A 24,860-nucleotide genomic window follows, 5' to 3' on the forward strand; every position below is an offset into this window, starting at 1 on the left:
TCATCGGCGTCGTCCTCGCCCAGCTGACCACCACCACAGGCGGCCACACCTTCACCTCCGAAAACGGCTTCCGCACCGGACTGCTCATCGGCTGCGGCGTCGCCCTGGTCGCCGCCGCCATCGCGACCGTCATCCCGTCTGCCCGCCACGGCGCACCCGACTCCGAGGAGCACGAGGCGCTGCCCGCGCCGGCGGGGGCGGGGGTCTGAGGGGAGGGCTTCGGCGTGCGAGTCTGACTTCGGGGCCGGGCACGGGAGGCGGGCTCTCCTTGCCCAGAGGGCTCTCGCCTCGCCCAGAGGGCTCCCGGGAGTTCCCGACGAAGAGACCCGGCCTCTCGATGAGAGGCCGGGTCGGGTCGAGCGCGGCCGGGCGGTAACCGGGGTCGTCTCGTACGGGGGAGGAGACGCGTTCCGGGTGCCGCACGGGGTTGCCGGCCGCGCTCTGACTGAGCCCCCCGCGCACACACCCGGGGCCCGGCCTCCGCCCGTCAGGTCGGGCCGGCGGCAGGTGTGTGCGCGGGGGCGGCAGGGCCCGCCGTCCTCCGGGGCGGTGCGGCGGTGGGCGTTCGTGCGGCCGGGTGGTTCGGTCGGTGGCCGGACGGACGCTGGTCGTCACCGTCGCGTGTGCCCGCGCGGGGGAGGGGCCCTGCCCGTCGGGCACCGGGTGGTCGGCCACGGTGCCGGTTGGGCGCCGGGGCGGTCAGTCGCCGGTGCCGGGGCTGAGGGTGCCGATCTTCGGTACGGACGCCTTGCCGGTGGCGGAGACCGGTCCGCCCTTCCACGCCACCCGGAGGGAGGCGCGCTGGTCGGGCGGGGTGATCAGCGCTGTCTTGGGGGTGACGGTGGGCACGCCCGTCATCTCGGGATTGGTGAAGGAGAGGGGCGCCCAGGCGCTCTTCCCGGCGCCCAGCTTGATGGAACGGGCGTGGCTGGTGCCATCGCGCTCCGGGTCCACGGAGACCTGCTCGTCATCGGCGTTGAGGAAGGCGAAGCCAGGGTAGCCGCGTACGGTGCAGGACTTGCCGGACTTGTTGGTGAGGACCAGCGCGAAGTTCTCCTGCCCGGCGCCGGGGTGGTTCGGGCCGATGGCCGCCTTCAGGTCCTGCGTCGTGCAGCTGCCGGCCTTGCTGGAGCCGAAGTTGGCGCTGGAGGTGCCGCTCTTGGCGGTCAGCGAGTTGGCCTCCTTCGACTCGCCGGCGTGCTGCGAGTCGCCGCCCTGCGTCTTGTGCGCGGACCCCACAGGGGCTGCGTCGCCGCCCGTCCGCTGGGGGCCGGAGGCGTTGCTGTCCTTGCCGCCGCAGCCGACCAGCAGGGCCCCCGCCGCCAGCACCGCCGTGGCGGCTCCGGCGACACGGGCTGCCTTGCGCCGTGAGTGAGCACTGGCGTGTGCCACTCCGGCCCGCTGCTCGGTGATCATGTCGTCGTGGTGCTGTGTCATGGTGACGCTGCTCCCTGCTGTTGCTTCCCCCGTCATCGGGTCGTACATACAGTTCGATGGCGGGTCCGGCGGGAAAGTTCACGGCGATCCGCAGAAACTTTTCGCCTCCTTCCGCCGCCGACGACACCGGGGTACGTCGGGGCGCCGGGGACCTCGGGGCACCGCAGGGAGCAGTACGGGGTGCGAGGGTCAGGCGGCGGGCTTCGGGACGTGACCCTCCTCGCTCAGCGTGCGCCACAAGAAGGTGTGGACCAGGGCTTCGACGAACGCGGCCTGCTTGTGATCGGCGGCGCCCGCGTGGCCGCCGCCGGTGTTCTCGAAGTAGCGGACGGGCAAGCCCAGTTCGCGCATGCGGGCAGCCATCTTCCGGGCATGCCCCGGGTGGACCCGGTCGTCGCGGGTGGAGGTCGTCAGCAGCAGCGGCGGGCAGGCGCGGCCGGCGTCGAGGTGGTGGTACGGCGACCAGCGCAGCAGGTGCGCCCGCTCCTCGGGGTCCTCGGGATCGCCGTACTCGGCCACCCAGGAGGCACCCGCCAAGAGCCGGTGGAAGCGCAGCATGTCCAGCAGCGGCACCTCGGCGACCACCGAGCCGAACAGTTCGGGGTGACGGGTGAGCATGACGCCCATCAGCAGCCCCCCGTTGCTGCCGCCGCTGATGCCGAGCCGCTGCGGCGTCGTGATGCCGCGCGCGGCCAAGTCCCGTGCGACGGCGGCGAAATCCTCGAAGGCGCGCTCCCGGTGGGGGCCGAGGGCCGCCCGGTGCCAGTCGGGCCCGTACTCGGCGCCGCCACGGATGTTCGCCACCACGTAGGCGCCGCCCCGCTCCAGCCATGTCCGGCCGGTCACCGCCGAGTGGGAGGGGGTGAGCGACACCTCGAAGCCGCCGTAGCCGTACAGCAGCGTCGGGACCGGCCCCTCCTGCCGCTCCGGCCCGACCACGAAATACGGCACACGGGTGCCGTCCGCCGACTCCGCGAAGTGCTGCCGTACGCACAGCCCCTCGGTGGAGAAGCGGGCCGGGGCCCGCTTCAGCGTCTCCACGCCGGGCGTACCGGCCACGGCGCGGCGCAGCGCGGAGGGCTGAAGGAAGCCGCTGACGTCGAAGAGGATCTCCTCCGCGCTCTCGCCCTCCTCGTCCGGGGAGGTGGCCAGCACCGAAGCGGTGGACAGCGGCGGTACCTCGCCCAGCGGACTGCGCGACCAGCCGCCTTCTTCTCCGTCGGCCGGTGGGGTGAGCAGGTGGAGCCGGGAGGAGACGTCGGTGAGGGTTTCCAGGACGAGGTGGCGCCGGGTGACGGCGTAGCCGTCCAGTACGGTGTGCGCGTCCGGGGCGAACAGCACCTCGTGCGCCCGCTCGCCCCGCAAGAAGGCGTCGAGGCCGAAGGCCAGCAGCGCCCCGGCGGGCCGCTCCAGCCAGGGCGAGCGCAAGGTGACCAGCAGCCACTCCCGGTGGACCTCGGCCAAGGCGTCCTCGGGCACCTCGATCCGTACGGGGCGGACGGGCCCCGGGGCGTCGTCGTCTTCAACGGCGTACGGCGAGGCGTCCGCTGTGGCCTCCCGCGCGGCGTCCGGTTCGGTCTCCCGCGCGGCGTCCGGTACGGGATCCGCAGGCGCGCCCGTGCTGAGCAGGAAGTGCTCGCTGTGCCAGAAGTCCAGCTGGCGGACGGCCAGATCGCGCGCGAATCCCGGGGTGGAGTCGTGCCAGGCGGTGACGGACACATCCTCGTGCGCGCCTTCGAAGACGAGGGGCGCCTCGGCGAGCGGGGTGCCGCGCCGCCAGCGGCGCACGGTGCGCGGGTAGCCGGCGGCGGTGAGCGACCCTGGGCCGGTGTCGGTGCCGACGAAGAGATGGTCCTCGTCGATCCAGCTCACCGCGCTCTTTGCCTCCGGCAATTGGAAGCCGTCCGGCACGAACGTGCGCTCCTCGATGTCGAACTCCCGCACCACGGTGGCGTCGGCGCCGTCCCGGGAGAGCTTCACCAGGGCCCGCCGCAGGCCCGGCCGCAGCACCGCCGCGCCCGCCCACACCCAGGGCACGTCCTCGGCCGCGGCCAGGGCGTCCACATCGAGCACCGTCTCCCAGCGCGGCTCCGCTGCGCGGTACTGGTCGAGGGTGGTGCGCCGCCACACCCCTCTGACGTGATCGGCGTCGCGCCAGAAGTTGTAGAGGTGCGGGCCTCGGCGCACGACGTACGGGATGCGCGCGGGGTCGCCCAGGACCTCGCGCGCCGCGCTCTCCAGCGCCTCGAACCCGGGATCGGCGGTCAGCTCGGCGAGGGTCTCCGCGTTCCGCTCGCCCACCCAGGCGAGCGCGGCCTCGCTCTCGACCTCTTCCAGCCACAGATACGGGTCCCGCGGGTCTGCGACCCCGGGGTGTGAGACCCGCGGTGGTGAGACCCGCGGTGGTGAGACCCGGGGATCTGCGACCTCGGGGTCCGGGACCTGCGGGGACGAGTGCTGCGGACCGGGGGCCTGCGGGTGCGGGGCGTCGTTCTCCATCACACCTCATTGTGACCCGCGGGCGTTGTCCGGTGCCCTGTCGGCCCCGCCCCGTGGGGTGAGGCGGGTCATCGCAGGCCGGGGGCGTTGTCCGTGGCCGGCTGCCGGTCCTGCCCTGTCCCGCCGATCGGGCATGGACTGCCCCTGTGCGCAAGGAAGGTGACGCGGCGTCAGGTCACGGGAGGCGGCGAGCACGGCGCGGGGTGTTGGCCGTCCGCCGTGGGGTGTGGGTCGGCCGCCATGGGGGTGTGGGCCGTTCACGCGGGGCGTCGGCCGCGTTGGACGTCCGGCGCGAGGCGGTGGCCGGCTGCGGCGAGACCCTCCGACACCGCCTCGACGAACGCGACGATCGCCTCGTTGTGGCGGGTCGGCACCCACACCACCGAGGTCTGCCACGCCAGCGCGGCCCCCTCCAGCGGGCGCCACACCAGGCCGTCGGGCAGCGGCGTCGCCGGGGGCTCGTTCAGGTGGACGCCGCGCCCCGCGAGGACCAGCCCGTGCACGAAGTGGGGGTTGCGCGCGTGCCGGATCGAGCCGGGCAGCAGGCCCTCGTCCCGGCAGATGAGCAGCATGTGGTCGTAGAGGCGGGGCGCCATCGCGCGCGGGAAGATCACCAGTGACGCCCCGTCCAGATCGCGCAGCCGGACCGCGCCGCCGTCCCGCGCCGCGGGGTGGTCGCCGCGCAGGACGACGCCCAGTTCCCGGCGCGCCACCGGGCCCGACTCCAGGCCCACCGTGTCCCCGGGTGGCGTACCACCCCGGCGTCCAGCTCGCCCTCGCGCAGCCGGACCAACTGCTCGTCGGTCGTCAGCTCGTGCAAGTCGATCAGTACATCGGGCACGCGGCGTGCGAAGCCGGCGGTCAGCGTCGGCAGCACGGGCGGCCCCGTGTCCGGCGGGACGCCGACCCGCAGTACGCCCGCCTCGCCGGGCCTGACCCGCCGCATGGCCTCCCGCGCGCTGTCCACTCCGGCCAGCACGGGCCTTACGTGCTCAAGGAGCAGCGCACCGGCCTCGGTGAGCTGGACCCTGGGCCGGGTGCGGTCGAAAAGGCGGACGCCCAGCTCGTTCTCCAGGTCCCGGATCCGCTGCGACAGCGGCGGCTGGGCCATGTGCAACCGCTGCGCCGCCCTGCCGAAGTGCAGCTCCTCCGCCAGTACGGCGAAGTAGCGCAGGTGACGAAGCTCCATGCGCGCACCATATCGCTGCGATATCGCGGACAGTCCCGATTGGTGTTAGCCGGATCACATGCGCGGCTGTTTGCATGGCTGCTGACGGGAAGCCCACCGGCGCTCACTCTCCCGTAACCCCTGTTCCCGCGCACGCTCGCGGCAGTTCGGCAGTTCCCTGCCGCCGCTCCCCCGTGCGCAGCCCATGCGGTACTGCGCCCCGCGTGCGGAGCGACCCCCGTGTACGGAGCGGCCCCCGCGTACGGAGCCGGCCCGCTGCCAGTGCCCGGAGTGCTCCGCCGCTGCGTGCGGAGTGCCCGGGCCCCGCGTACAGAAAGGCATGCCCCCATGACCGATACCCCCACCGTGCTCGTCGCCCGCCATCACGTCGCGGCGGCCGACAGCGAGGTCCATGTCGCCGAGGTGACCCTCAACCGGCCCGACAAGCTGAACGCCTGGACCTCCGGCATGCGCGACAAGCTGGTCGCGGCGCTCGATGAGGCGGGTGCCGACGAGCAGTGCCGTGCCGTCGTGCTCACCGGCGCGGGACGTGCGTTCTGCGCGGGCCAGGACCTGGCGGAGACGGCCGCCATCGACCCGGACGACCATGCCGCGGCCGAAGCGTGGATCGACGACTTCGGCCGCCTCTTCCGCACGGTCCGCGGCCTGGACAAGCCGGTCATCGCCGCCGTCAACGGGGTCGCGGCCGGGTCCGGCTTCCAGTTCGCGCTCCTCGCCGACCTCCGTATCGGCCACGAAGGCGTCCGGATGGGCCAACCGGAGGTGCTCTCCGGTATCCCCAGCATCACCGGCATCTGGGCCATGCGCGGCATCCTCGGCCGCGCGAAGACCGCCGAGTTCGCCCTCACGGGCCGCCTCGTGGACGCCGCCGAGGCACACCGGCTCGGGCTGCTCTCCCGCCTGGTGGAGCCGGAACAGGTCAGGAGCGAGGCGCTGGCCGAGGCGGCGCGCCTCGCGGAACTTCCGCCCGGCGCCGTCGCACTGACCAAGGGCCGCCTGCGCGAACTGGACGACGCGGGGCTCGACGAGGCGATCGAGGCGGCCAAGAAGGTGCACACCGCCGCCTACGCGACGGGGGAGCCGCAGCGCGAGATGGCCCGCTTCCTCGCCGGCCGCCGCCGCTGAACCGGCCCCGGCAGCCCGGTCTCCCCGCCTCCCGGCCTTCCGGTCTCCCGACCGGCTGTCGGTCCGTGCACGACGTACGCCGGAACGCCGCAGGCCCCTGTGCTCGTACACCTGTGCGCCCGCACGCCCCCGCCACCGCACCCGTTCCACCAGGAGGAACCTCATGACCACCAGCGTCACGCCCGCCGACGCGGTCTCCGACGAGGAGGACGCGTACCGCCGTCTCGTGGCGGAGCACCGGTGGGTCGTCCCCGAGCGGTACAACATGGCCGCCGATGTCGCCGACCGGCATCCCGGCGACAAGCTCGCCCTGATCTTCGAGGATCACACCGGACACCGTGAAGAGGTGCGCTGGCAGCGGATACAGGACCGCTCCCGGCAGGTGGCCGCACACCTGCACGCGCTGGGCGTGCGCAAGGGCGACCGGGTGGCCGTGCTGCTGCCCCAGCGCCCCGACACCCCCGCCACCTACCTGGGTGTCCTGCGCACCGGCGCCGTCCTCGTGACCATGTCGCTGCTGTGGGCCGACGAGCCCATCCGCTACCGGCTGGCCGACTCCGGCGCCACCGTGCTGGTCACCGAGAGCGCGGCGCTGGACCGGGCGGAGGGCTTCGGCGGCACCGTGGTCGATGTGGACGACCCGGCGATCGGCGCGCTGCCCCCCGAGTTCGACACCGCCCGCACGGCGCCCGACGATCCCGCCCTGATCTTCTACACGTCCGGGACGACCGGCCCGGCCAAGGGCATCGTGCACGCGCACCGCACCCTGCTCGGGCACAACGAGTTCCGCTACTGCCACGACCTGCGGCCCGGGGACGTGTTCTACGGCGCGGGGGACTGGGCCTGGTCCATGGCCAAGCTCATGGGCCCGCTGCGCGCGGGCGCCGTCCACCTCGTCCACCGCCCGGCAGGGGGCTTCGACCCGGCCGCGCTGCTCGCGGCGATGTCCCGTAACAAGGTCACAACGGCCCTGGTCAACCCCACGTTCCTCCGTAAGATGATGCAGGACGTCCCGGACGCGGGGACGCGGTATCCGCAGTCGCTGCGGGTGGTGTGCTGCTCGAACGAGCCGCTCACCCCCGACCTCATCGAATGGTTCCAGGGCCAGTTCGGCGTGACCCCGCTGGACTACTACGGATCCACCGAGTCCTACCCCTTGCTCGGCAACTTCCCCGGCGTACCGGTCAAGCCCGGCTCCATGGGCCGCCCGCTGCCCGGCTGGGACGTCGCCCTGCTGGACGAGGACGACCGCGAGGTGCCCGCGGGAGCGCCGGGGGAGATCTGCCTGCGGGCCGGCTCCAACCCACAGTTCCCGCTCGGCTACTGGAACCGCCCCGAGGCGTCGGCCGAGAACTTCGGTGCCACCTGGTACCGCACCAAGGACCAGGCCGTCATGGACGAGGACGGGTACTTCTGGTTCCTCGGCCGCACCGATGACGTCATCAAGACGTCCGGATACCGAGTCGGACCCTACGAAGTGGAGGCCGCACTGCGCGGACACCCCGCCGTCGCCGACGCCGGAGTGGTGGGCGTCCCCGATCCGGTGCGCGGCCAGGCCGTCAAGGCGTGGATCGAGCTGGCCCCCGGCCACGAGCCGGGCGACGAGCTGGCCCGGGAGCTGTCGGCCTTCGCCCGCGCGGCGCATTCCCGCTTCGCCTACCCGCGGCTGATCGAGTTCACCGACGAACTCCCGCGCTCGGCCACCGGGAAGATCCAGCGAGCCGCCCTGCGCGCCCGCGACCTGGAAGCGGCCACTTCCGGCGCGTCCGGTACCGGCACGGGCACGGGCACACCGAGCACGAGCACGAGCACGAAGGACGGGCCCAGGTGACGACAGACAGCACACTCCCCGTGCCCGCCTCGCCCAGCGGCGAAGGCTCCGGACCGCTCCGCGAAGGAGCCGGAGCGTCCGGCGGCGGCACGCGTCCCGGTGACGCCCACGCACCCCGCGTACGGCGCAAGGTCGCCCTCGCGACGGCCGTCGGCAACTTCGTCGAGTGGTTCGACTCCGGCGCCTACGCCATCATGTCCGCCACCATCGCGAGCCTGTTCTTCCCGCAGTACGACAAGACCGCTGCCCTCCTGGCCACCTGGGCCGTCTTCGCCGGCGGCTTCATCGCCCGCCCGATCGGCGCCGCCTTCTTCGGCCGCTACGGTGACCGGATCGGACGCAACCGCATGCTCGCGCTGAGCGTGCTGTGCATGAGCGGCTCGACGCTGCTGATCGGCCTGCTGCCCAGTTACGCGACGCTCGGCATCGTCGCGCCCGTCCTGCTCTTCTGCCTGCGCGCCGTACAGGGCTTCTCCACCGGCGGCGAGTACACCGGAGCCTCCGCCTTCATCATGGAGTACGCACCCGAGGGGCGTCGGGCCCGTTACGCGAGCGTCGTGCCGCTGACCGTCGGACTGGCCTCGGTGGCGGGCGCGCTGACCGGGCTGGTGATCACCTCGACGCTCGATGAGAGCGCGCTCAACAGCTGGGGCTGGCGGGTGCCCTTCCTGCTGGCCGGGCCGCTCGGCCTCATCGGTCTCTACCTGCGCAGCCGGATCGAGGACACTCCGGTCTTCCGCGCGATGGAGCAGCGGGAGGCCGTGCAGGAGGCGCCGCTGCGGGAGGCGTGGCGGGTCTGCCGCAAGCAGGTGCTGACGCTCTTCGGCTACAGCATCACCAACGCGGTCGGCTACTACCTCATGAGCAGCTACATGATCGCCTACATGTCGGAGGAGGTCGGCTACACCAAGTCGCAGGCCATGCTGGTCGGCTTCGTGTCCATGCTCGCCTACAGCGCGGCCTGCCCCCTCATGGCAGCCGCCAGCGACCGCTACGGGCGCAGGCCGATGCTGCTGGCCGCCTGCGGCGGCTTCGCCGTCGCCACCCTGCCCGTCTTCTGGCTGATCGGCACCGGGATCGCCGGGGCGCTCGTGGGCACGGCGGTGCTGGCCGTGCTGGTCGCGGTGATCGGCACCTCCAACGTCCCGGCCATGGCCGAGATGTTCCCCGGACAGCTGCGGGCCAGCGGCTCGGCGCTCGGCTACACCGCCGCCTATGTCCTGTTCGGCGGGACGGCGCCGTTCGTCGCCACCGGGCTGGTCACCGCGGTGGGAAGCCCGCTGGCCCCCGGCTTCTATCTGATGGGACTGGCCGTGGTCTCGGCGCTGGTGGTCCTCTTCTCCTTCCGGGAGACCCTGCGGCTGCCGCTCACGCGTACTTCGGTACTGGGCGAGTGACGGCCGCCGCCATCAGGCCGTTGCGCCACAGCTGATCGACCCGGGACCGCTCGCGTGCGTCGGGCTGCGCGTTGGTGCAGGAGGTGCCGGGGCCGTGGCCCGACATCAGCTCGCTGCACGGCCCGGTGTAGTGGTCGGGCAGGCCCAGGACATGGCCGGTCTCGTGGGCGGTGACGCGGGCGGAGTCGTACTGCTGGTTCTGCCGGTAGTCGAGGAAGATGTGGCCCCTGCCGTGGCCGTCGGTGCTGGCGTACGAGCCACGTGAGTCGTTGCCCTCGCGGTAGCTGAAGTCCGCGTTGGCGCCCTCCTGGATCCTGACGTTGCCGACCGAGCTGTTCCAGATCTGCGCGGAGCGGGCTATCTGCGTACGGAAGCTGGGCGCGCTCGCCGCCGAGTAGACGACGGTGACCGCCTGCGCGCCCGGGTGGGCCGCCCGCTTCCGTGCGACCGATGCCCGTACGGCGTCGAAGAACGCCCTGTTGGCCTTGGCCTCCTGCGAGGAGCCGGTGTAGCCGGTATATCCGACGCGTTCGGCGTGGTCCGGCCCGGCCGCGGGGGCGGCGGTGGCCGTGACGGTGGCGGCGGGGAGGACCGCCACGGCGGCGGCGCTCAGTGCGGCGGCCAGGATGCGGGGGTGTCTCATGGGGGGCTCCTTCATCCGTAACGGGAGGGCCGTTCGGTGGGGGAGTGTCGCGGAGCCGGCGCCGCCACGGATGATGCCAACGGCTGATAGGGCAGCGGACATCCCCCCGATGCCCACCCGCCCCACCGCTGGTCAGCTCCAGGCTCGCCCCTCCTCGCCGTGGGGATCGTCCACCTGGTGCCACTCCGCGTCGATGCGCATCGTGGCCCGGCGGTCGGTGTCGTACGGGTCCCAGCCGGGGTCGCCCGTCCTGGCGAAGCGGACCCAGGTCTCGTGGGTGTGGGCGGCGAGGCCCCCGGGAGGCGCCACGGGGCCGAGCAGTCCGCCGGGGCCGCGCAGCGAGGGGAGGTGCGCCAGGTCGAAGACGAAGGGGAGCTCCACCGCGTGGGCGGCGCCGAGTTCCCCGTCCAGGGCCGAGGAGCGCCAGGCGAACTCGTAGCCGAACGTCGCGGACCCGGGGTGGGCGGCGTGCGCGTCGGCCAGTGCCCTGGTGCCCGCTCCGAACAGTGCGTCGCCCAGGATCGCGGACCGCAACTCGCCCCAGGAAGCGCCGGGGCGGGCCGTCCGGTAGGTCTCGATGAGCCGCGCGGGGTCGGGGTGTGAGCGGGCCGCCGTCGCCTCGACGTCCGCCGCCGTCGAGGTGGAGTACCGGCCGACGGGCGCCAGATAGAGGTTGCCCTCCTCGGCGTTGGTGCCGATGAGCAGATCGACGTCGGCACCGGAACCCTCGGCGACGGACGCGGCGGGCTGGGTGTCGAGGACGAGACCGAAGGGGCTGAGCCCGGCCAACGGGTCCCGGTGCGTGGTGGTCCCGAGGTCGAGGCCCGTGAGCGCGCCCGCCGCCTCGACCAGGCGCTCGTCGGAGATCTCCGCGAAGGCGTCGGCACGGGGCCGGACGCCCAGCGCCTGGGCCGCCGCCTCGGTGACCCGGGCGGCCTGCTCGGTGGTGAACGCGCCCAGACCGCTGCCGCTCTGGATGATCGCGCGGTGGAAGCAGCCCGACGCTTCGGGGGTGGCCAGTACGCCGCCGACGAGGGTCGCCCCGGCGGACTGGCCGAAGAGGGTGACGTTCTGAGCGTCACCCCCCAAGGTGGTGACGTTTTCGCGCACCCACCGCAGCGCGGCGACGATGTCGAGCAGACCCCGGTTCGGGGGCGCTCCGGGGAGGTCGAGGAACCCGGCGATGCCCAGCCGGTAGTTGAGGGTGACCAGGACGACGCCGTCGCGGGCGAAGCCGGCGCCGTCGTACAGCGCGGACCGCGTGGACCCGGCGACGAACCCGCCGCCGTGCACGAACACCATGACGGGCAGGCCCCGCCCCCCGCCCCCGCCCACATCCCCGGCCCCGGCCTCGGGCGCCCAGACGTCGAGGGTGAGGTAGTCCTCTCCCGGGCTCCAGCCGGTGCCGAAGTAGGGGGACATGTCCACGCGCCCCAGCGAACGCCCCGACTGCGGTGCGTTGGGCCCCGGGGCGGTGGCGTCCCGTACGCCGTCCCAGGGAGCGTGCGCACGCGGTGGCGCGAAGCGGGCGGCGCCGAGCGGAGGGGCGGCGTAGGGGATGCCGAAGAAGGCGAGGGTCCCGCCCCGGCGCAGGCCCCGGACGGCACCTTGCGCGGTTTCGATGACGACGGTGCCGGGGGTGCCGGCGCTGGAGTGGTGGTGCGAGGTCATGTCTCTCTCCGGTCCGTGGTGGTCGGGGACTCAGTCCCGCTCGGCGTACGCGCTGAAAGGGGCCCAGCCCTTGACGGCGAACGCGCCGCCCTCGCGCACCACTTCCGCCGCGCCGTGCCCGCCCAGATGCGCGGGGACCACGAGCGCGTTGTGGTCGGCGGCCCAGCCCAGCACCTTGCGGCGCGTGGCGCGAGCGCCCGCCGGGTCCTCGCAGAAGCAGCTGTTGGCATCCGGTTCGAGGATCTGCGCCGGGCTGTGCAGCAGGTCGCCGATGAACACCGCGCGGTCCGTCCCGGAGGTCAGGGTCAGCACGGAAGAGCCGGGGGTGTGCCCGGGGGCGGCGTCCAGGCGCAGCGCGGCGTCGATCTGGTGGCTGCCCTCCCACAGCAGCGTCTGCCCGGCCCCGTGCACCGGGGCCACGCTGTCCTCGAAGACATTCTGGTGACCGCCGGCCTCGGGCTTGTGGCCGTTCTCCGGATTCCAGAAATCGAAGTCGTCCTTCGGCATCAGATAGGTGGCGTGGGGAAAGGTGGGGACCCAGTCCTCCCCGTCCAGGAAGGTGTTCCAGCCGACGTGATCGACATGGAGGTGCGTATTGATGACGATGTCCACGTCCTCGGGCCGGACGCCGGCCCGCGCGAGGTTCGCCAGAAAACCGGTATCGAGACGGTGCCAGACCGGCGCGTGCGGGCGCTCCTTGTGGTTGCCCACACCGGTGTCCACGAGAATGGTCTTGCCCTCGCTGCGCAGCAGCCACGTCTGGATGGCGGAATTCACGATATTGGTGTCGGGGTCCAGGAATTCCGGCTTCAGCCAGTCGGCGTTGTCGTCCCACACCTCCTTCGTGGATTCCGGGAAGAAGGTGTGCGGAGTCATGTCCACCGGCCCGTAGTATTCCCGGACCCGGGTGACGCTGACATCGCCGAGTTCTATGCGCTCCACGAGATTCCCTTTCGAAAGAACCGGAAATTTTCCCCGAAAAGAACCGTAGGAGGGGCCTGGACGGCGCGGTATCCGTCACATGACCGCACCTGCGCGCGGGCGCAGGAGGGCGGGGAGCGCGCCGCTTGTAACCTGGGCGGGGCACGGCGCGAGGCGGCCGCCCGCACAAAGCCGTGAGCCGCGATGGACGAACCCGGGAGATTCCGTGGACGAGGAGCGGATCATCGTCGGCCGGGACGCGGAGCTGGCACGTCTGTTCCACGCGGTGGCTGTGCCGTCGGGGGCCGTGTGTTCGTCGGCCGGGCCGTCGGCGGCCGAGCCGGTGGTGGTGCTCGCCGGGGAGGTGGGCACGGGGAAGACCGTGCTGCTGGACTCCACGGTGCGCCGGGCAGCGGCACATGGCACCCGGGTTCTGCGCGCCGAGGGAAGCGAGTCGGAGTCGGGCCTCGCGTTCTCCGCACTGCACCAACTGCTGCGCCCCGCGCGGGCCGACGTGGAGGAGCTTCCGGCGCGACAGCGCGCCGCACTGCACGCCGCCTTCGGTACCGGCGAGGGCACGGTGGCGCCCGCTACTACTCGGGCGAGGACGGCCAACACGCCCGTATCCAGGACCTCTTGGGCCGCCTTCCCGAGGACAGCTCGCACGCCTGGTCGCGCACCTGGGTGCGAGCCGTCTCGGACCCCTTCGCCCGCAGGTCCGAAGTCGCCGCCCTCCTCCCGCAGTTGACCGCCCGGGCCGAGGGACGGCCCGAGCGGCTCACGGCGCTCGGGATCATGGCGTGGCTCCTGGACGAGACCCCGCTGGCCGTCCGCGCCTTCGACGAGGCATTCGACCAGTGGCAGCCGCAGGACCCGCTGCCCGAGGGCCTGGGCGGCGCGGCGGCCTGGGCGTATGTGGAGCGGGGGCGGTGGGCGCGGGCCCGCGAGCTGTGCGCCCGCACCACCGCGGTCGCCTCCTCGGTGGGCCTCGACCACGCCGTGGCGTGCGCGGCGGCGGTGGATGCCACCGTGCTGGCCCTCCAGGGCGACGCGGCTGCGGCGCGCGCCCGCACCGGGGAGGCGCTGGCCCTGATCGACCCGTTGGAGAGCCGTTCCGTGGCCGTCTTCGCCCGTCGCGCGCTCGCCACCGCCGCCGTCGCGGAGGGCGCGTACGAGTCGGCCTACGGCCAACTCCGCCTGGTCTTCACCGCGGAGGGCGCCCCCGTGCACTACCACGCCTCCTACCCGGCGATCGCGGAGCTGGCCGCCGCCGCCGTGCGCTGCGGCCGGCCCGCGGCGGTCCAGGAGGCCGCCGTACTCGTCGAGCGGTGCGCACACGCGCTCGCCGGCAACGCCTCGCCGCGACTGCACGCGCTGCTGGAGCGGGCCCGTGGCCTGCTGGCGGAACCGGCGGAACCGGCGGAAGCGGAGCCGCACTTCCGCGCCGCCTTGGCGGACCCGGCCCTGGAGCACTGGCCCTTCGAGCGGGCCCAGACGCTGCTCGACCTCGCCGAGTGGCTGCGGCGCCGCCGCCGTATCGCGGAGGCGCGGGCGCCGCTCGCCGAGGCGCTGGAGGTCTTCCGGCGGCTGGGCGCACGTCCCTGGGCCGAGCGTGCGCGAGCCGAGGCGCGGGCCGCGGGTCTCGACGTCGCCGGCCCGTCGGCCCCCGACGCGCTCGCCGAACTCTCCCCGCAGCAGCGGCAGATCGTGCGGCTCGCGGCCCGGGGGCTGACCAACCGTGAGATCGGCGAGAGGCTCTTCCTCTCGCCGCGCACGGTCGGCTCCCATCTCTACCGCAGCTTCCCCAAGCTGGGCATCACCGCCCGCGCGCAGCTGCGCGACCTGGTGGACGGCCCCCTCGCGGCCGTCTGCTGACCCGGCGTCAGCCGCCACACTGATAGGGAACGGCCCTCCCGCCCGTCGGACACCGCCCTCCCGCCCGCCCCGCAACTTCCCTACAATGAACAGTTATTCCCCCGAAGAGTGGTTCGTGGTGCACTAATCTTTCCTGGCGCACCGGTCACCGGGCGTCGGCAACCGGAAACAGCCGGTCGCCGCCTGCCCGTTCCCGGGCGGGAGAGCACTCCATGGGGGGAGCCCGTGTGTGAAGAGCTGGGGTTCGAGAAACTGCTCGCTGAGGACGGCTTCTTCGCGAGCCTGCTCGGACGGTCGCCCTCCGGCGCCGGCCGGGATCTGCTGTACGGCCCCGACCTTCCGGTGGTCCTGCTCACCGGCGGTCCCGGCATGGGCAAGGGGCGGCTGCTGCGCGCGGTGCGCGACCGGTTCGCCACCAAGGTGCCGGTGATCTACCTGGACTGCGGTTCGGCCGCGTACGCGGACCGGGCGCAGCCGGAGCCGCGCGCCCGGTCGGCCGCGACGGAGGCCCTGGTCGAGGCGGCCCGCAAGCTGAACACCTGGCAGGGGACGGGCGGCTCGTTCGCCTTCCCCCGCCTCTTCTCGGGGCTCGCGGTGATCGCGACCGGCGTCGCGGAGGGCGGCCCCGAGGCGGTCGCGACGGAGGTCGAACGGTACGAGGAGATCGCCCAGAAGCGGCGCCCGCTGGGCCTGGGGCCGCGCGACTTCTGGAGCGGCGTCGTCCGCGGCACCATCCGCAACCTGCTGACCACCTTGTCGGGAGAACAGCTCGACCCCTACTCGGCGGCCGTGAGCAACGCGCTGCTGGACGCCCTTTTCGGTGGCCTGGCGCCCCGGGGCAGGGTGGAACTGGAGCGGATCTACGGCGCGTACCCCGGCGCGGCCGGTCAGCCCAAGCACGGGCTGAGCAACCTCGCCGCCGACTTCCACGACGGCGGCGACGGGCGTGAGCTGGCGGAGGGCTTCCTCTTCCGGGCGCTGCGCGAGGACCTGGAGGCGGCCTATGCCTCCGCTTCCGGCTGGCTGCGCCGCGTCGGCCGCCCCGGGCTGCTGTTCGACCACGCCGAGACGCCGCTGGGGGAGGGCCTGTTGAGGGCCGCGCTCACCGACCGCAGGAGCGGGCAGCGCGACCGCGTGGTGATCGTGGGCACCACCCGCCGGGCGGACGGCGGCGCCTTCTTGTACGGCGGTCTGCCGTCCCGGGAGGTGGAGCCCCCGATCGAGTTCCGGCCCGCCGACGGTGCCCCGCCCGCTTGGTCCCGCCCCGCCGGCGAAGGTGCCGACCGGGCTCCGCTGGCCGACGGGGCACTGCTGCTGCGGATGCCCTTCCTCACCGGGGACCAGCTGCGCGGCGAGACCGAGCGGCGGCAGACGCGCGCCGAGCCGGAGGGCGGCGCCAACCGCCGCCGCGTGGACGCCGCCGTGGCGCGGCTGAGCGGTGGACGGCCGCACACGGTGATCCGGCTGGCCGCCGCCGCTGCCGCCTTCCGGATGCCCGACGACGCCAACGATCGTGAGGTACTGGCTGCCCCGCTGCGTCTGCCCGGCGACGGCGCCTCCGAACAGCCGGTGGCCGAGGTGCTGCTCCGGGAACTGATCCTGGAGCAGTTGCCGGTGGCGCTGCCGAGCGAGCACCGCGAACAGTGGCTCGACCTGCTCACCCATCTGTCGGTGGCGCACGACGAGGAGTGTGCGGACGTCCTGCTGCGGTACCACCAGTCCGGCCACGTACACCGACTGACGGCACATCAGGTATCCACGCTGCTCACCGAAACCGGATGGCCCAGCTGCGAGCGGCACTTCATCGGGGACTTCGGACTGCGCCAGATGCTGGTGCACCGGCTCTACGGGCTGCGCCCCGGGGCCGCCGCCTGGTACGCCGACCACCACCTGCTGCGGGACCACTACACGACACGCGCCACACCCGACCAGGAGCCGTCGGAGGGCGAGGCGTTCAGCTCGGTGACGGCGCACCGGATGAACCACCACCTCGTCTCCGGCGGCGCGGACGATGTGGCCCGCCACCTGGCGGCCACGCTGCCGGGACGCCCCCAGGAGTGGTGCGCGGAGCTGCTGGAGATCGCCCAGGCGCCCTACCCCGGCGGCGCGGACGCCCGCCGGGAGCGCGCCCAGGGCCTGGTGGCGGCGGAAGGCCCGGCGCTGCGCCGCACCGTCGATCAGCTGCTGCACGCGGTGTGGCTGTGCGAGGAGCGGACCAGGCCGACCGGCCAGGAGACCGCCCGCACCCTCGCCAAGCTGCTGGAACTCCTCTCGATCATGGAGTTCGACGGTGCGGGGCAACTCGGCAGAACGGCAACTCACTGGAGCGGCCTGGCGGCCAACGAACAGCCGCTGCTGCGCTGTGCCTGCACAGAGCGGCTGGGGCGGAGGAGGTAACGGGCATGCCCAAGTGGAAGAAGATCCTCTACGCACTGCTGACCGTGGCGGCGGTGGCCGTGGCGACGTTCGCCATCCGTTCCTTCGTCCTGAAGCCGGACACCTGCGCCGAGGGGGTCGAGCGGATCGACGGGGAGTGCGTCGGCATCAACGGCCAGGGCTACGACTTCGGCACGCCGGAGATCCATGACGTGGCCAAGGCCATCGCCCGCGAGAACAAGAAGCTCGAAAACAAGCCGGACGAGCCGTACGTCACCGTGGCGATGATGCTGCCCCTCCAGTCGGACAAGGCGGCCCTGCGCCGGCAGATGCGCAGCGACCTCCAGGGCGCGTACCTGGGGCAGCGGCAGGCCAACGGCGGCGAGGGGGAGCCGCCGAAGATCCGGCTGGTGCTGGCCAACCCCGGGCGCGCCTACCACCAGCAGGGCAAGGTCGTGGACGCCCTGGTGCGGATGGCCGATTCCTCCAAGGACCGGCTGCGCGCCGTCACGGGCTTCAACCTCAGCCTCGAAGACACGGAGACGGCGGTACAGCGGCTGACGCAGCACAAGATACCCGTGCTCGGCTCCCGCATCAGCGGTGACCTGATCGCGAACAAGGACCGGGCCGACGGGTCGGCCAAGGCGCGGTTCCCCGGCCTCGCCCGCATCATCCCCACCAACCACGAGGCGGCCCAGGCGCTGGCCAACTTCACCGGCGAGCGGGGCCGGGAGGACCGCAAGACGGTGCTGGTCTACGACAAGCGCCGCGACGTCTACAGCCAGTCCCTGGCGAAGGCGTTCAGCGGGATCAAGGAGACCGGTCCGCCGGGTCCCGCCGCGATGCCTTTCGAATCCCCGGGCATCGACGAGCCGGGCTCGACCGGCAACCAGTTCACCCAGACCGCCAACAACATCTGCGACTCCGGCGCCGACACCGTGTACTTCGCGGGCCGCACGACCCATCTGCGGCTCTTCGCCCTCAAACTCGCCCAGGTGGACTGCCAGAACCGGCACTACACCCTCATCAGCGGCTCCGACGCCGCCTCGCTGCGGCAGGACATGAGCGCCAAGGACTGGGAGCGGCTGCGCGGCGAGGACGGCCAGGCGAAGGTGACGGTGCAGTATGCCGCCCCCGCGCACCCCGACGCCTGGAGCAGAGCGCTGGCCGACTGGCGCGAGGACTGGGACGCCCATCACGACCGCAAGTCCGCCAAGAAGGACCTCCCCCAGTACCTCACCGAGCCCCGCACCGCACTGGAGACCCTGAAGAAGCGCATCAGGACCACGCGGGACGAGGGCGTAAAGCTCGGCTCGGTACCGGACCTGGAGGACTCGCGGACGATGCTCGTCTATGACGGCCTCGTCACCGTCGGCAAGGCGCTGCACCTCGCGCAGCAGGGCGGCGCGAAGGAGGTACCCGGCCGCGAGGACGTCGGCGGGCAGTGGTCGCGGCTCCAGTCCCGGCACCGGGTGCCCGGCGCGAGCGGCCTGATCTGCCTGACCAGCAACGGGAATCCGTACGACAAGCCGGTCGCGGTGGTCAACCTGGACCCGGGCAGGGAGGGTCGGGGCAAGCTGAAGTTCGTCGGGCTGGGCTGGTCCACCGGCGGGCCGCAGCCGAAGAACTGCGTGATCCCCAGCGGCAGTTCGCAAGACGGTCAGTGAGCAGGCCGTAGGGCCGCTGGGGGCGTGGGCGCCGTACGGCGGGCTGTGCACGGCGCCCCCGCCCAGGGCGCGCCGTGCGCCGCTCACCGCCGCCGGTCGGTCGCCGCCGCCGTCGGTCACCGCTGGCGGCGGACCAGTTCGTGGAAGAGGCCGGTGGTGTCGGCCAGCAGGGCCGCGGGGGCGCCCTCCTGCACGACGCGGCCCTGGGACATCACGATCACCCGGTCCGCGTCCAGCACGGTGGAGAGCCGGTGCGCGATCACCACGCGGGTGGCGCGCAGCTCCCGCGTGCTCCGCGCCACCACGCGCTGCGTCTCGTTGTCCAGGGCGCTGGTCGCCTCGTCGAAGAAGAGCAGCCGGGGGCGCCGCACCAGCGCCTGGGCGATCATCAGTCGCTGCCGCTGGCCCCCGGAGACCGTGCCGCCGCCGTCGGAGAGCATGGTGTGCAGGCCCATGGGCATCGCCTTGATGTCATCGGCCACCCCCGCCATGCGCGCCGCCTCCCACACCTCCTCCAGCGGGTAGGTCTCCGCACCGCAGACGCACTCCAGGATCGAGCCGGCGTGCGGCTGCGCGTTCTGCAGCACGACACCGCACTGGCGGCGCACCGCCGCCTGGTCGAGCGCCGTGAGGTCCTGCCCGTCGTAGCGGACCTCTCCCGAGGTGGGCCGGTCGAAGCCGATGAGCAGCCGCAGCAGCGTGGACTTGCCGCAGCCGCTCGCGCCCACGATCGCCACGAACTCCCCGGGCTCCACACGGAAGGAGACGCCGTCCAGGACCAGCGGCCCCTCCTCGGAATAGCGGAAGGCCAGCTCCCGCGCCTCGATCGCGCCGGAGAGCGTGCCCGGCTGTACGCTGCCGCCGCGCACCTCGGGCAGTTCCTGGAGGACGGGCTTGATCTGCTCGTACATCGGCAGCACCGCCGCGCACGAGATGAGCGCGTTGGTCAGCTGCGTCACCGACGTCAGCAGCATCGTCATGGCCGTCGTGAAGGTGAGGAACCCGCTCGGTGACAGGGCGCCGCGTGCCGGGCCGGCCAGCAGCACGAACAGCAGCAGTGTCGCCAGCGGCAGGTACACCGCGTTGAGGACGGTGCTCAGGTTGCGGATCCGGCCCGCCCGCCGCTGGAGCTCCCGGCTGCGGGCGAACTCCTTGGCCCAGGCCGCGTACGCGAACGACTCGGCCGCCGCGACGCGCAGCTTCGGCAGGCCGCGCAGGGTCTGGAACGCCTGGTTGTTGAGCTTGTTGTTCAGCTCCACCAGACGGCGCTGCCAGCGCAGCTGCCACAGCCCCGTGGCCGCGAAGAGCGCCGCGACCACGGCCAGCACGGCGAGCGCGGTCAGCGCCAGGGGGACGCTGTAGGCCAGCAGCAGCACGAGGTTGACCGCGGCGACCGTCCCGGACTGGACGACGATCGAGCTGATGCCCGAGAGCACCCGGCGGATGGCGCTGACCCCCATCGCGGCACTGGCCAGCTCCCCGGTCGAGCGCTCGGCGAAGAACCGCGTGGGCAGCCGCAGCAGCCGGTCCCACACCGCCGGCTGGAGCGTGGCCTCGATCCGCCCCTCCAGCCGCAGCAGCGCCGTGTTCTGCAGCAGCATGAACGCCGCCGCCACCACGGCGGTGCCCACCAGCGCCGCGGCGGCCTGCGTGATGAGGCCCTTCTCCGCGTCGGGCACATAGCTGCCGAGCACCTGGCCGGTGGCCACCGGCACCAGCGCGCCCAGGCCGACCGCGACGAGGCCGCTCAGCATCAGGGTGAGCAGGTCGCCCCGGGCCCCGTACAGCACGAAGCGCAGCAACCGGCGTGCGGGCAGCGGCTGTTCGGGCAGCGGCCGGTAGAACATCACGGCGCGCGGCGCGAGAGTGGCGGCGTTCGCCTCGCCGATCCGCCAGCGGCTGCCGCTGCCGGGCTGTACCGCCTCGTACCGGCCGCGCCGCCACAGCAGCGCCACGGGGGCGCCGCTCGCGGCCCGGTGGCCCACCAGCGGGCCGGTGTTCTCCTTCCACCAGTCTCCCGACAGTTTCACCGGGCGGGTGCGCAGCCCCGAGGTCAACGCCAGCCGCTCCACCGGGTCCATGCGGTCGCGGGAGGAGAGCCCCTCGGGCGGCAGGCGCAGCGTGACCCCGGCTGCCTCGGCGACCGCGCGGCACACGGCGAGCGTGCTGTCATCGGAGCCCTGGCCCGCCTCGGCGCCGTCGCGCGCCGGCTTGTCGATGGCGGCCAGCAGCGCCTCATCGGCCTCGGCGCGTACGCTCTCGCCCGCCGCCAGGCCCGCCGCCGTACGGTCCTCATGGGCCCGCTCCAGCTGCTCGATCCAGCGGTCGAGGGTGTACAGCAGCCGGGCGAGCTGGTCCACCATGCGCTGCCACACGGCCCCGTCGATCAGCAGGTCGGCCGTGGCCTGCCCGCTGTGGGCGGTGCCGTAGCGGACGCTGCCGGGGGCGACGGGCATCCACAGGATGTCCTCGTCGCTCGGCGCCGGGTGCCCGGCGGGCTGCGGATAGCCGGGCTCCCCGTCCAGCGGCGCCTCGAACAGCACCCGCAGCCCGCGCCCCACGCCGCGTGCGAAGGCGTCGTCCAGCGGGCCGGGCGCCTCGTAGGCGGCGTACTCGTCGCGGCCGTAGGACAGTTGAGCGGTCTGCGGATGCTGACCGGTCTGGGCGTGCTGACCGGTCTGGGTGTGCTGGGGGAACAGCTCCCGCAGTGGTATCCGGCGCAGCACCCCGTCCCGCACCGGGCGGCCCACCAGCGTGTGCCGGGGGCCGGCCACCGGGCCGAGCAGCAGGGTGCCCGCCTCCAGCCGGCCGAGGAAGTGCCAGTGGCCCTGCCCTCCGGCGTCCACCGCGAACACATCCATCGCGCCTTGCGCCACCAGCCACAGCACCTGCGGCCCCTCCAGCGCCAGGCCGCTGCCGGAGCCCTGTGTCACCGCCTCGCCCAGTACGCCGAACCCGGCGACCACCACGTCCGTCGTCTCCGGGGCCGGCGGGCCCGCCTGCTGCGCGTACATACCTGGATCCCTCGGTGTTCCTTGATCCTCAGTGTTCCCGGACGAGCCGCGCGTACGGGCCCCCGGCGGCGAGCAGCGACTCATGGCGCCCCCGCTCCACGACGCCGCCCCGGTCCAGCACCACGATCTCGTCGCTGTCCCGTACGGTGCTCAGCCGGTGCGCGATCACCACGCAAGCACAGCCGCGCCGCCGCAGGTTGTCGATGATGACGGCCTCGGTCTCCGCGTCCAGGGCGCTGGTCACCTCGTCCAGGACGAGGATGCTGGGCCGCCGCACCAGCGCGCGGGCGATCTCCATGCGCTGCCGCTGGCCGCCGGAGAAGTTGCGGCCGTCCTGCTCGACGCGGCTGTGCAGGCCCCCGGGGCGGCGGGCCACATCCTCGTACAGCGCCGCGTCCCGCAGTGCCTCCTCCACCGCGTCGTCGGTCAACGACGGGTCCCACAGCGCCACGTTGTCCCGGACGGTGCCCTCGAAGAGGAAGACGTCCTGGTCCACGAAGGAGACCGAAGCGGCCAGGGCGCCGCGCGGCAGGTCCTCCAGCCGGTGGCCGTCGATGCGGATGATCCCCTCCCACGGGGTGTAGAGTCCCGCGATCAGCCGGGAGACCGTGGACTTGCCGCTGCCCGACCCGCCGACCAGCGCGATCTGCCGGCCCGGTCCGACCGCCAGCGACAGGCCGGTGAGCAGCGGCTTGTCCAGCGGGTTGTAGCCGAAGGTGATGTTCTCCAGCGTCACGTACCCGGCCAGCCGCCGGGTGCTGGCGGGCGGCTCGCGCCGGGTGTAGAGCGGGTCGGCGGGGAAGGTCTCCACGTCCTTGAGCCGGGCCACGTCGGCGGCGAAGTCCTGGATGCGGCCCGCCACCGAGTTCAGCCGGGTCAGCGGCGCGGTGAAGCTGGTGACCAGCGCCTGGAACGCGACCAGCAGCCCCGCCGTGATGGCGCCGTCCACCGCGCGCGTCCCGCCGATCTGCAGGATCAGCGCGCTGTTGAGGGTGGCGAGTGTCGGGGCGACCACGGCCAGCGCCGCGCTGGGGACGCCGAGCCGCTGTTGCACATCGAGGGTGGTGGCGTGCTGGCCCGCCCAGCGGCGGAAGTAGCCGTTCTCGCCGCCGGTCGCCTTCATCGTCTCGATGAGCTGGAGGCCGCTGTAGGAGGTGTTGGTGAGTTTCGCCCGGTCGGCGCGCAGCTTCTGGGTACCGGTGGCCCGCAGCCGGATCACCACCCGCATCGCCGCCACGTTCAGCAGCGCGATCCCCACACCCACGAGCGTCAGTTGCGGGTCGTAGGTCCACAGCAGCAGTGCGTAGCCGACGACGACCACCGCGTCCACGCCGGCCGCCGCCAGGTCCCGGGCCAGCGTCTCGGCCACGGTGTCGTTGGACTGGAGCCGCTGCACGAGGTCGGCCGGGCTGCGCTGCGCGAAGAAGGTGACCGGCAGCCGCAGCAGATGCCGCAGGAAGCGGGCGCTGCTGAGCGTCGAGGAGATGAGCCGGGCGCGCAGCAGGTTGCCCTGCTGGAGCGCGGTCAGCGCGCCGGTGAGGAGGACGGTGGCGCCCATCGCGGCGAACAGCACGCCCAGCAGCGACTCCTGGCCGCCGAAGACGAAGGTGTCGATGTAGGTACGGCTCAGCGCGGGCACCGAGGCGCCGACGACGACCAGCAGGAAGCTGGCCACCAGTGCGGCGAGCATCGCCCCCGAGGTGCCGCGCAGCCGGGCGGGCAGGGCCCGGGTGACGCTCGCCCTGCGCCCGCCCCGCCGGAAGTCCGGGGACGGCTCGAAGGTCAGCACCACACCTGTGAAGGAGGTGTCGAACTCCTCCATGGGGACGAACCTGCGCCCCCGCGCGGGGTCGTTGATGTACACCCCCCGGCGGCCGAGGCGGCGGCCCATGCCGTCGAAGACGACGTAGTGGTTGAACTCCCAGAACAAGATGGCCGGGGCCGAGACCTCGGCCAGCGCCGAGGGCTCCATCTGCATGCCTTTGGCGGTCAGTCCGTAGCCGCGTGCGGCCTTGAGCAGACTGCTGGCCCGGGAGCCGTCCCGGGAGACCCCGCAGGCGATGCGCAGTTCCTCCAGCGGCACATGGCGCCCGTGGTGGCCCAGCACCATGGCGAGCGCGGCGGCGCCGCACTCGACGGCCTCCATCTGGAGCACGGTGGGGGTGCGCACGGGGCGCGCGGCCCTCTTGGGGGCGCTGCCGGCACGGCCACGGGGTGCGCTGTCCCCACCGCGACGGCCCCGGCCTTTGCGGCCACCGCGCGCGCCGTGCTCGCCGCGACCACCGTGGCCGCCCTGCGCACTGTGCTCGCGGCGCCGGGACTGTTGGGCCCGCTGGGGCTGTTGGCTCTGTCGATTCTTCCGGGCCGGCTGGGAAACGGTCACGGCAGGAGCCAGTCGACGGGCCGCCGCGTGTCCAGGTGCGCCGCGCCGCGTACCGGCGTCGCCGAGTCGGGCGCGGACGGCGGACCCCCCTCGCGCGACCAGGCATACCCGGACTTCGTCGCCGAGGAGCGCTTGAGCCGCACCAGGACGGCCAGGGGCCGGCCCCGGCGGGTGAACTGCTGTGCCAAGTCCTTGTCTCCCAGGAAGCCGCTGAGCTGCTGCCGGGTCTGCGGAGTGCGCCCGACGGACCGCACCGTGCCGCGCAGCGTGCCGTACCGATCCGCCGGTACGGCACCGACGGTCAGATCGACGGCCGCGCCCACCGGCACCCTCGCGCCCTTGTCGGCGGGGATGTAGAGCACCGCCACCAGCGGATCGTCGGCGCCCCTGACGCGCTCGACGGTCGCCACGTCGGCCCCCGTGGTGACGACGGCGCCCACCTCGGCCGCCAGCGCGGTGACCCGGCCGCGTGCCACGGCCCGCACCGGCCGCACACCCCGGTCGGTGCGCACGCTCACCAACGGCGCGCCCTCTTCGACCGATTGCCCCGCCTTGGCGTGCACGGCGGTCACCTGCCCGGCGACGGGACTCTGCAGGAGGTAGCTGCCCTGGCTGTGGGTGAGGACGCCGGATGCGGTCAGTTTGGAGGAGACGGTTCCGGTGACGGCCCAGACGCAGCCCGCCGCCATCACCACAAGTGTGACGACGAGGACGAGAAGGCCCTGGGGGCGTGCGAAACGGACGGGAACGTCGAGTTCCTCGGGCGATTGCAACTTGCCAAGCGCCTTTTGCCGGAACTCCACGTCGTTTGTCCTTACCTTTCCTTCACTTC

Annotated in this window: 13 protein-coding genes and 4 pseudogenes; 8 read left to right on the forward strand and 9 right to left on the reverse strand. The window is 73.2% G+C overall.

Annotated elements, in window-relative coordinates:
- Positions 1–209: pseudogene (locus tag ABD339_RS00005) on the forward strand (MFS transporter); the annotation flags it as partial.
- 490 nt (positions 210–699) lie between these two features.
- Here the strand turns inward: ABD339_RS00005 and ABD339_RS00010 are convergent.
- From ABD339_RS00010 to ABD339_RS33665, 3 genes and pseudogenes are all read right to left on the reverse strand, one after another.
- Complete coding sequence (locus ABD339_RS00010; protein ID WP_344560811.1) at positions 700–1,437, reverse strand: DUF4232 domain-containing protein; 738 nt, start codon at positions 1,435–1,437, stop codon at positions 700–702.
- 189 nt (positions 1,438–1,626) lie between these two features.
- Entirely contained in the window at positions 1,627–3,936 is a 2,310-nt protein-coding gene (locus ABD339_RS00015; RefSeq protein WP_344560812.1) for a prolyl oligopeptidase family serine peptidase, read from the reverse strand.
- A gap of 257 nt (positions 3,937–4,193) precedes the next feature.
- Positions 4,194–5,125 (reverse strand): annotated as a pseudogene (locus ABD339_RS33665) (LysR family transcriptional regulator).
- Between the two features lie 327 nt (positions 5,126–5,452).
- Here ABD339_RS33665 and ABD339_RS00030 point away from each other — a divergent pair.
- From ABD339_RS00030 to ABD339_RS00040, 3 genes are all read left to right on the forward strand, one after another.
- Positions 5,453–6,250 (forward strand): enoyl-CoA hydratase/isomerase family protein, encoded by a 798-nt coding sequence (locus ABD339_RS00030; RefSeq protein ID WP_344560815.1) that lies wholly within the window; start codon positions 5,453–5,455, stop codon positions 6,248–6,250.
- A gap of 163 nt (positions 6,251–6,413) precedes the next feature.
- Positions 6,414–8,081 (forward strand): acetate--CoA ligase, encoded by a 1,668-nt coding sequence (locus ABD339_RS00035; protein ID WP_344560816.1) that lies wholly within the window; start codon positions 6,414–6,416, stop codon positions 8,079–8,081.
- On the forward strand, positions 8,078–9,478 hold the full coding sequence (locus ABD339_RS00040; protein ID WP_344560818.1) for an MFS transporter: 1,401 nt from the start codon (positions 8,078–8,080) through the stop codon (positions 9,476–9,478). Before ABD339_RS00035 ends, ABD339_RS00040 begins: the two co-directional genes overlap by 4 nt.
- Here ABD339_RS00040 and snpA read toward each other — a convergent pair.
- From snpA to ABD339_RS00055, 3 genes are all read right to left on the reverse strand, one after another.
- Positions 9,450–10,121 carry a snapalysin gene (gene snpA, locus ABD339_RS00045; RefSeq protein WP_344560820.1) on the reverse strand — a complete coding sequence of 224 codons (672 nt, stop codon included), beginning with the start codon at positions 10,119–10,121 and terminating at the stop codon, positions 9,450–9,452. The genes ABD339_RS00040 and snpA overlap by 29 nt on opposite strands.
- A 132-nt stretch (positions 10,122–10,253) precedes the next feature.
- Positions 10,254–11,792, reverse strand: coding sequence for a carboxylesterase/lipase family protein (locus ABD339_RS00050; RefSeq protein WP_344560822.1), 1,539 nt, complete (start codon positions 11,790–11,792; stop codon positions 10,254–10,256).
- Between the two features lie 30 nt (positions 11,793–11,822).
- Positions 11,823–12,734, reverse strand: a complete 912-nt coding sequence (locus ABD339_RS00055) for an MBL fold metallo-hydrolase (protein ID WP_344560823.1) — start codon at positions 12,732–12,734, stop codon at positions 11,823–11,825.
- Between the two features lie 79 nt (positions 12,735–12,813).
- On the opposite strand from ABD339_RS00055, the pseudogene ABD339_RS34005 reads away from it, so the two are divergent.
- From ABD339_RS34005 to ABD339_RS00075, 4 genes and pseudogenes are all read left to right on the forward strand, one after another.
- A pseudogene (locus tag ABD339_RS34005) lies at positions 12,814–13,230 on the forward strand (ATP-binding protein); the annotation flags it as partial.
- Between the two features lie 71 nt (positions 13,231–13,301).
- Positions 13,302–14,588: pseudogene (locus ABD339_RS00065) on the forward strand (helix-turn-helix transcriptional regulator); the annotation flags it as partial.
- 225 nt (positions 14,589–14,813) lie between these two features.
- Positions 14,814–16,985 (forward strand): hypothetical protein, encoded by a 2,172-nt coding sequence (locus tag ABD339_RS00070; protein WP_344560825.1) that lies wholly within the window; start codon positions 14,814–14,816, stop codon positions 16,983–16,985.
- Positions 16,986–16,990: 5 nt separating this feature from the next.
- Complete coding sequence (locus tag ABD339_RS00075; protein WP_344560826.1) at positions 16,991–18,631, forward strand: ABC transporter substrate-binding protein; 1,641 nt, start codon at positions 16,991–16,993, stop codon at positions 18,629–18,631.
- Between the two features lie 116 nt (positions 18,632–18,747).
- Here the strand turns inward: ABD339_RS00075 and ABD339_RS00080 are convergent, their stop codons facing one another.
- The 3 genes from ABD339_RS00080 to ABD339_RS00090 form a co-directional block, all read right to left on the reverse strand.
- Positions 18,748–21,645 (reverse strand): NHLP bacteriocin export ABC transporter permease/ATPase subunit, encoded by a 2,898-nt coding sequence (locus tag ABD339_RS00080; RefSeq protein WP_344560827.1) that lies wholly within the window; start codon positions 21,643–21,645, stop codon positions 18,748–18,750.
- A gap of 28 nt (positions 21,646–21,673) precedes the next feature.
- Positions 21,674–23,815 (reverse strand): NHLP family bacteriocin export ABC transporter peptidase/permease/ATPase subunit, encoded by a 2,142-nt coding sequence (locus tag ABD339_RS00085; RefSeq protein ID WP_344560828.1) that lies wholly within the window; start codon positions 23,813–23,815, stop codon positions 21,674–21,676.
- 209 nt (positions 23,816–24,024) lie between these two features.
- Positions 24,025–24,831 carry a DUF2118 domain-containing protein gene (locus ABD339_RS00090; RefSeq protein WP_344560829.1) on the reverse strand — a complete coding sequence of 269 codons (807 nt, stop codon included), beginning with the start codon at positions 24,829–24,831 and terminating at the stop codon, positions 24,025–24,027.
- Between the last annotated feature and the right edge of the window lie 29 nt (positions 24,832–24,860).

The organism is Streptomyces axinellae, assembly GCF_039532135.1.
GTDB lineage: Bacteria > Actinomycetota > Actinomycetes > Streptomycetales > Streptomycetaceae > Streptomyces > Streptomyces axinellae.